This window comes from Wolbachia pipientis, assembly GCF_023661085.1.
GTDB lineage: Bacteria > Pseudomonadota > Alphaproteobacteria > Rickettsiales > Anaplasmataceae > Wolbachia.
On sequence record NZ_JAHDJT010000020.1, the window covers coordinates 1 to 7,866 of the forward strand.

Below are 7,866 nucleotides of genomic sequence, written 5' to 3' on the forward strand. Positions count from 1 at the left end.
AGTAATAGATTGCCTGACGATCTGCGTAACAAGATCAAAAAATATATGGCGATTCTTGAAAATGACATCGGTTGTAGATTCGGGGATTCAGATAACCCTTTACTGGTTTCCATACGCTCTGGTAGTGTGAACTCAATGCCGGGTATGCTCGATACAATCCTAAATGTTGGCTTAAACGACGCAACCGTTGTTGGGCTTGCAAAAAAAAGTGGAGAGCGTTTTGCCTATGATAGCTATTGCCGTTTTATTATGATGTATTCCAACGTTGTGCTACAGCTTGACCATCGCCTGTTTCAAAGCGTTATTGATCATGAACAACAAAAAAATCGAGCAAAAAGTTTAGCTGATCTTGATGTTGATGTCTTAAGAAAGATCGTTGACGATTTCAAAAAGATAGTGCACAAAAAAACTGCAAAACATTTTCCACAGAACGTTGAAGAACAATTGCTCAGTTCAGTAAATGCAGTGTTTGCCTCTTGGCAGAATGACAGGGCCGTCTCTTATAGGAAAATAAATAACATTCCTGAAACCCTTGGAACTGCAGTTAATGTGCAAGCAATGGTTTTTGGCAATCTGAACAATAATTCTGCAACTGGCGTGATATTCACGCGCAATCCTGCAACTGGGGAGAAAAAGTGTTTTGGCGAATTTTTGGTCAATGCTCAAGGTGAGGATGTGGTCTCCGGTATTTACACCCCTATGCCAGTTGACGGGGAGCAGGATAATACCATGGAGAAATTGATGCCAAGCGTGTATCAAGAGTTGTGCGATGTATGTGAAAAGCTTGAAAGGCACTATAAAGACATGCAAGATATAGAATTCACCGTGCAGAACGGCAAGTTGTGGATTTTGCAGACTAGGTCTGGTAAACGTACAGCCGAGGCTACCGTGCGCATAATAGTTGATATGGTAAACGAAGGAACAATTACAAAAGAAGAAGGAATACTAAGGATTGATCCAAAAACTTTTGATGGTTTATTGCATCCAGTTCTTGAAGTTAAGGGTGATCAAAAAGTAATAGGGAAGGGGTTACCGGCTTCCCCAGGTGTGGCTTCTGGATATGTAGTGTTCAGCGCAAATGATGCAGAAAAAGCTGCAGAGCAGGGTAAAAAAGTAATTTTAGTAAGATCAGAGACAAGTCCTGAAGATATTAATGGGATGAATGCTGCAAGCGGTATAATAACGGCACGAGGAGGAACGACTTCACATGCTGCTGTTGTAACCCGTGGAATGGGTAAACCGTGTATTTGCAGCGTAAGTGGACTTTATATCGATAAAGATGGAAATTTCTTTTCTGTAGGGGATACCAAAGTAAATAAGGGAGAACCAATTACCATCAATGGAGGAACGGGTGAGGTAATGCTTGGCATTCTTTCTACAATTTTGCCTGAGTTATCGCAAGAATTCAAAACGATAATCAACTGGATAGATGAAGTTAAAACGATCAAGGTGAGAGCAAATGCTGATACTCCGAAAGATGCAAAAATCGCTAAAGAGTTCGGTGCAGAAGGCATAGGTTTATGTCGCACGGAACATATGTTTTTTGCTAGTGACAGAATTGAGTTCATTCAAAAATTGATAATAGCTGACGACGAAATTGAAAGAGCGAATGCACTGAGCAAATTAGAGCAAATGCAAAAGTCTGATTTCAAAAAAATATTTTCTATTATGGAGGGCAGAGAGGTTACTATACGTTTGCTTGATCCACCTCTGCATGAGTTTTTACCAGACAATCAGTCCACCATAGAAAAAATCGCCAAGTCACTCAATAAGTCAGTTGAGTCGGTAAAAAATAAAATAGCACAATTATCAGAGAAAAATCCAATGCTTGGTCACCGAGGCTGCAGGCTTGCCATTTCTCATCCTGAAATATATAGCATGCAGATTAGGGCAATACTCAGCGCTGCAGATGAGCTAAGAAAAGAAAAAAAGATAGAAATTAAGCCTGAAATTATGATCCCTCTTATCATGGATGAGAAAGAATTTGTTTTGATATGCGAGTTAGTAAAGAAAGAATCCTCTGTCATCGCTGGAATGACACCAGACAAGGCTTATTCAATCGGAACGATGATAGAGCTACCACGGGCAGCACTGATTGCCGATAAATTAGCAAAACACGCAGAATTTTTCAGTTTTGGTACTAATGATTTAACGCAAACAACTATGGGACTCTCAAGAGATGATTCAGTTAATTTTCTTGATTCCTATAAAGAAAACAACATATTCGAAAACGATCCATTTGAGGTGCTGGATATCAAAGGGGTAGGGGAGTTAATCAAGATAGCTATCGAAAGAGGCAGGGAAACCCGAAAAGAAATAAAACTTGGTATATGCGGGGAGCATGGAGCAGATCCAAAATCTATAGAGTTTCTCATCAAATCAGGGGTTGATTATGTCTCATGCTCACCCTATAGAGTACCGATTGCGAAATTAGTGGCAGCGCAATTTAGCGTTAAATCTAAATAAATTAGATTTCAGTGTTGGCTGAAATACGGTAACTTTGTTTCGTAAGCTCAACTTCTCTCATCTCTTTATAACTTGGCAATGTAGAATCTTTTACGTGTATTACAGTAGCTACTAGAGCTAAAGCAGCTACAATACCACAAATTACTGCACCAGCCATAGATGGAACCATCATAGCAGCAGCAATGAATAATCCTGTAATAACAACTCCAATAACATCATTCCTTAATGAGATACGAAAATTTTCCTCGCTTTCTTTGTATTTAGTTTCTTGTGTATCTGGCCTAGAAAACTTAGCTTCTCTTGTGTTAGTTGGGTTATCATTTTTGTTTACGTTGGGTGTCTCTGGTGTAATAAAGTTTAAGAGCATCTCAGTAATTCTTTTTGACTGCTTTGCATAGCCACTTCTAAGGCCGCTCGCACGGTTTCATCACTTACGCGACCTAAGAACGGCTTAACTTCTTGGATATTGCCTTGAATTATAGCAAGGTGCAAAGCGTTAAATTTTTCTTCTTCATCAAACTTACCGCTTTCTAAAAGTATCTTTACAACATCGGCTTGCTTTGTTATTGCAGCTATGCCCAATATAGTTCTGGAAGCAGTATCTGTAAGATGGATGACAGCATCTAAATCTGTAAATAATCTTACAACATCTAGAAACATGCTACGATCGCCGGTAATATTGGACTCTCTTACAGCATTTGCAAACGAGTCAAAAATTGCCTAATTTGTTTCTCTTCCTTGTATTAGTTGCTCGTAAAGTACTTCAGCAGTCATACCAGGGTTTATGAAGTTACTAGAATCTACTCCATTACTATCTACTTTATTCTCTTCCATATTAGGTGTGTTTTGCTTTTCTTCCTCGTTTGTCACTGCAGCTACCTGCTCTTGTTGAGGGAGATTGAATCCATTGTTAAAAAGAAAATCCTTCACACATGATTTATCATTTTCAGCTGCATATTTTAGAAGTAAGTCTCCTAATGAATTGCCTCCTTCACATTCACCTTGGAGATTAACTTCTTTAAATTTAGCTTTTCTTTTTAATCTCTTTTGCAAGTCTTCAAGGCTGGCAACCTTATCATTGTATCTATCACCACTTATTAAAATTTTATCTATATCCAGACATAATCCCCTAATATCATCACTACTATATTTCATAACTAAACCTACTACTATATGTTAGTTTATTATATCAACTTCCCCACAATTAGTCAAGACATCTTGCAGTTTCAAGTGACATAATGTATATTGAATGCTTTACCTCGAGCAAATGATAGAAGATTTAGCTTATAAGTTGGTTAAAGTGACTGAAGCTGCAGCGCTTGCTGCGTATAAGTTGGTAGGCTTTGGTGATGAAAAAAAGGCTGATCAGGTTGCAGTTGATGCAATGCGGACGGTGCTAAATTCCATGGAAATAAATGGTACGATTGTGATCGGCGAGGGAGAGAGGGACAAAGCACCGATGCTATATATCGGGGAAAAAGTTGGCACAGGAAATGGCCATGAGATTGACATTGCTGTTGACCCACTCGAAGGCACCACAATTTGCGCTCATTATAAACAGGGTGCAATGTCCGTTCTTGCTGCAACAAAAATAGGTAATTTTTTACACGCACCTGATGTTTATATGGAAAAGGTAGCGGTAGGAAAAAATCTTCCAGAAGGTGTAGTTTCATTAAAAAATAGTGTCGAAAAAAATTTAGATAATCTAGCTCAGGCAAAAGGATGTAAAGTAAGTGATCTGACAGTAACTATACTCAAACGTGAAAGGCATGATGAATTGATAGCAAAAATCAGGAGATTAGGCGCGAAAATTAAACTGATAGATGATGGTGATATTGCTGCTGTAGTCTCACTAGTGAATGGCAACCACGATATGTATATCGGAACAGGAGGGGCGCCAGAAGGAGTGCTTGCGGCTGCAGCGTTGAGCTCAATCGGTGGACAGATGGAGGGAAGGTTAATATTTGACACGGATCAGTTAAAAGAAAGAGCAAAGAGTTTGAATATTGATGACCCAGAAAAAATCTACACTATAAAAGATATAGCAAAAGGCGAATCAGTGTTCATTGCAACTGGAGTAACAAGTGGAGAACTTGTAGATGGAGTTAAATTTAGTCATAATGTCTGTTCAACTAATTCTTTAATAATACTGCCTAACAAACTGATAAAGCTGCAAATAACACAGAATTTATACTATTAGTGTTAACATAACTAAATTTTAGCTTTACAGAATACAAACATTAAATATACTACTTTTATATTGGAAATGTAAGGGGGTATAATGTTAGATTCATCAGAAGATCCTCAAGAAAAGGTAACTGTACAAGGAGTTTCTCAGGACGAGCATAAATTTGATGACGATCCTGAAGTACAAAGCATATTATCGGATTTTGAAAAATTGGATTTTGAGGATAATAATTGTTTTGACAAAATAGCAAGTTCTTACTGAGAGCAGGGGAAGATTTCCTTTTTTGACTATGTGATATCGAACAAGCGGAAGGAAATAATCAATATATTAGATAATAAGCTTCCTGATCTCAAAAAACAAGAAGAGTTTAGAAAGAGATTTGGTGAGTATCTTCTTTCTAGGATTGGTGAAGGGATGAGTTACGGAAAAGAACTTCAAAATAGACTTCAGTCTTTTGAAGATAGGGCAAAAGAAGTATTATCAGATTTTGAAAAATTGAATTTTAGTTTTAAGGATAATAAGTGTGAAGATTCTTCTGATTCAGTAAATTATAATAACGGCCGGCCAGCAGATCCATTTGATAAAATAGCAAATTATTATCGAGGGAAGAATGATATTTTCCTTTTCAACTATGTGGTGTTGAGTAAGCAAAAAGAAATAATGGATATATTGGACAAGAAGTTTACTTCCAAAGATCAGGAGCAGTTAAAAGAGAATGTTAAGAAGAGATTAGGTAGATATCTTCTTCGAATTGACGAAGGGATGAATGATGCAAAAGAATTTCTAGAAGAGGATTATCTAATTGGTTTCTTTGATGGGTGTTATTGGCCAGACGAAAAGGCAGGACGCTTTGTTAATCATTATGATAATCTTAGTATCAACATTACTAAACCTGGACAGAGTTTAGAAACTAGTCGTCTTTTTAGCAACAAAGCTAAAAGGATGGAAGCAATTAAAAATGAAGTACAAAGAGTAAAAATATACAGCAATGGCAAAAGAGTAGTAACAATTGAGAAGAATGAGAAACAACAGAGGAACTACTCCTTTACGAAGCTTGCAATATGTGACATTGAAATTAGTTGGAATGCAAAAGATACCTCAGAGAAAGACCTTAGCTGTGTTATTGTTCTAAGTATAAATTCTGGTCAAATTAGTATTAAAAAATCAACTATTGACGGTAGCAATGTTGAACCGAAGGAAATTTTAGAACTAGCTAAGCAAAACGAGGTTGTACTTATAGAGGGTAAAGCTTTACATGAAGTTTTAGGAGAATGCCTAGTCCAGCAAACACCATGTGAGGAGAAGGAGAATACACAGCCACGTGAGAATATTGTCGTTGGTGCACCTAGCTCTACTTTTAATGAGTTGAAGGTAGAGCAGTTCTGTGAAGAGGAGCAAGAATTAGAGGAAGAATTGCAAAAGAAAGGCATGATTCCTGGATTTTCGGATCTTAGATATCTGCTACACATTAAACCTAAAGTACATTATATCGCCATCTTGCACGATATAATCTCTGCCTTCAAAGCGAATTTTTCCTGCATCTTTGCAGGCTGATTCGCTTCCATATTTTACATAGTCTGCAAAACTTATTGTTCCTGCTTTTATAAAGCCTTTTTCAAAATCAGTGTGAATTACACCCGCTGCTTTATCAGCTGTTGATCCTATCTTTACTGGCCATGCACGTGCTTCTTTTGGCCCTACAGTAAAGAAAGTTACCATACTCAGCACTTCATACATAATACGCACTACTCCATCAAGGCCTGACTCTTGCAAGCCAAATTCTGACAAGAAGCTCTGTTTTTCTTCTTCATCTTCAAGATTTGCAATCTCTGCTTCAAGTTTTGCTGAGATACAATAAAATTTGCTCTTGTTCTCTTCTGCCATCTTTTCTACCTTTTTAGATAGTTCATTGCCAGTTGTGATATTTGTATCTTCGACATTACAGACGTACATAACAGGTTTTGTTGTCAGCAATTGAAGCAACTTCATCTCATCTTTATCGATATGTTCTAAGCTTCTTGCAGGTTTACCGAGTTTTAAAGTAGCTAAGACTTCTTGCATTAAATCAAGTTGTTTCTTTAGCTCTTTATCACCTTGCTTTGCTTTCTTTTCCAGCTGAGGCAGCCTTTTTTCTATGCTATCAATATCGGCTAGTATTAATTCCATTTCCACCACTTCAGCATCTGATATTGGGTCTATTGTATTGTGTACGTGGCTGATGTCGTCATCCGTAAAGCATCTGAGCAGGTGAACGATAGCGTCAACTTCTCTGATATGACTTAAAAATTTATTACCGAGTCCTTCACCTTTGCTTGCGCCTTTTACCAGGCCTGCAATATCTACAACTTCTAGTTGGTTGTAAATTATCTTCTCCGAGCCGGCAATTGCTGCGATTTGTTTCAAGCGTTGATCTCTTATTGGCACTTTGCCAACGTTGGGTTCAATTGTACAGAAAGGATAATTTGCAGCTTCAGCTGCACTTGATTGTGTAAGTGCATTAAATAAAGTTGATTTTCCTATGTTTGGCAGTCCTACTATGCCACAGTTAAAGCTCATATTTACTATGTAAAATTATAATTGTTGCATAATTTAAGGATTTTTGCTATACTTAATTATCTACTTATTAACAATTTTGTTAGTATAGTAATATATAGCTTATATTAGGAGGAGAAACTATGACTACAGTTAATAAACGAAGGCTATCAAATTTTCGGAATGCTGAGAATAAAGTAACTTCTTTAAGTGGTAGACCTTACCCTGATAATTTTCATGTAGGAAAAGCAATTGGTAATGGAAGCTGTTTTTTTGACTCCTTTAGACAAAGTTTAGAGCAACAAAAGGGGATAGAAGTTACTGTCGGGCAATTGCGAGAAGACTGTAAAAAATTTGCGCAAGATAACCCGCCAGAGTGGTTTACGAAAGCAATTGCCAATAGTTATGATAACAATGGCCAGCACCGTAGCGAAACTCTAGGTGCTTATGCAGCAAACATTATGGATGACAGTAGATGGGGTGATCCTGACATTGAAGGCAGGATACTTTGTAAGAAGTATAGTGTAACATTGCATGTTATAGAGAACCAGACTGTTGATAGCCAAGATCTGTCTTTGCATCAATTAATAGACAATTCAAGTTCAAAAAATGCAGGTGAATACAATAAGGTCAATTATGATGATAGTAGTGTCTTGCATATAATAAACAGATCGGAAGAG

At 37.4% G+C, this 7,866-nt stretch carries 8 protein-coding genes and 1 pseudogene; 5 read left to right on the forward strand and 4 right to left on the reverse strand.

Annotation, left to right across the window (positions count from 1 at the left end; all coding sequences use genetic code 11):
• On the forward strand, positions 1-2,466 hold a 2,466-nt coding region (ppdK, locus tag DM84_RS01425; RefSeq protein WP_250777890.1), incomplete at its 5' end, for a pyruvate, phosphate dikinase.
• Position 2,467: 1 nt separating this feature from the next.
• On the opposite strand, the gene DM84_RS01430 is transcribed toward ppdK, so the two are convergent.
• The 3 genes from DM84_RS01430 to DM84_RS01440 are packed head-to-tail and all read right to left on the reverse strand — an operon-like array spanning position 2,468 to position 3,621.
• A complete protein-coding gene (locus tag DM84_RS01430; RefSeq protein WP_250777891.1) occupies positions 2,468-2,833 on the reverse strand; it encodes a hypothetical protein in 366 nt (121 codons plus the stop codon).
• Positions 2,824-3,126 (reverse strand): ankyrin repeat domain-containing protein, encoded by a 303-nt coding sequence (locus tag DM84_RS01435; protein WP_250777893.1) that lies wholly within the window; start codon positions 3,124-3,126, stop codon positions 2,824-2,826. Before DM84_RS01435 ends, DM84_RS01430 begins: the two co-directional genes overlap by 10 nt.
• Before the next feature lie 60 nt (positions 3,127-3,186).
• The gene (locus DM84_RS01440) at positions 3,187-3,621 is read right to left on the reverse strand and encodes a hypothetical protein (protein WP_250777895.1); all 435 of its coding nucleotides are present in this window, start codon (positions 3,619-3,621) and stop codon (positions 3,187-3,189) included.
• A gap of 115 nt (positions 3,622-3,736) precedes the next feature.
• Between DM84_RS01440 and glpX the strand changes: the two genes are divergently transcribed.
• From glpX to DM84_RS01455, 3 genes are all read left to right on the forward strand, one after another.
• Positions 3,737-4,666: a class II fructose-bisphosphatase gene (gene glpX / locus DM84_RS01445; RefSeq protein WP_250777910.1), complete on the forward strand. Its 930-nt coding sequence runs from the start codon at positions 3,737-3,739 to the stop codon at positions 4,664-4,666.
• Between the two features lie 81 nt (positions 4,667-4,747).
• Positions 4,748-4,915 (forward strand): hypothetical protein, encoded by a 168-nt coding sequence (locus DM84_RS01450; RefSeq protein WP_250777897.1) that lies wholly within the window; start codon positions 4,748-4,750, stop codon positions 4,913-4,915.
• A gap of 30 nt (positions 4,916-4,945) precedes the next feature.
• Entirely contained in the window at positions 4,946-6,208 is a 1,263-nt protein-coding gene (locus DM84_RS01455) for a hypothetical protein (RefSeq protein WP_250777900.1), read from the forward strand.
• Here the strand turns inward: DM84_RS01455 and ychF are convergent.
• Positions 6,116-7,210, reverse strand: a complete 1,095-nt coding sequence (gene ychF / locus DM84_RS01460) for a redox-regulated ATPase YchF (RefSeq protein WP_250777902.1) — start codon at positions 7,208-7,210, stop codon at positions 6,116-6,118. The two genes, DM84_RS01455 and ychF, sit on opposite strands and share 93 nt — an antisense overlap.
• A 119-nt stretch (positions 7,211-7,329) precedes the next feature.
• Between ychF and DM84_RS01465 the strand changes: the two are divergent.
• Positions 7,330-7,866, forward strand: a pseudogene (locus DM84_RS01465) (hypothetical protein); the annotation flags it as partial.

Excerpts from the sequence above, each read along its gene's own strand:
- DM84_RS01430 (WP_250777891.1), bottom strand. The coding sequence starts at position 2,833 with ATGCTCTTAAACTTTATTACACCAGAGACACCCAACGTAAACAAAAAT.
- DM84_RS01435 (WP_250777893.1), bottom strand. The coding sequence starts at position 3,126 with ATGTTTCTAGATGTTGTAAGATTATTTACAGATTTAGATGCTGTCATC.
- DM84_RS01440 (WP_250777895.1), bottom strand. The coding sequence starts at position 3,621 with ATGAAATATAGTAGTGATGATATTAGGGGATTATGTCTGGATATAGAT.
- DM84_RS01450 (WP_250777897.1), top strand. The coding sequence starts at position 4,748 with ATGTTAGATTCATCAGAAGATCCTCAAGAAAAGGTAACTGTACAAGGA.
- ychF (WP_250777902.1), bottom strand. The coding sequence starts at position 7,210 with ATGAGCTTTAACTGTGGCATAGTAGGACTGCCAAACATAGGAAAATCA.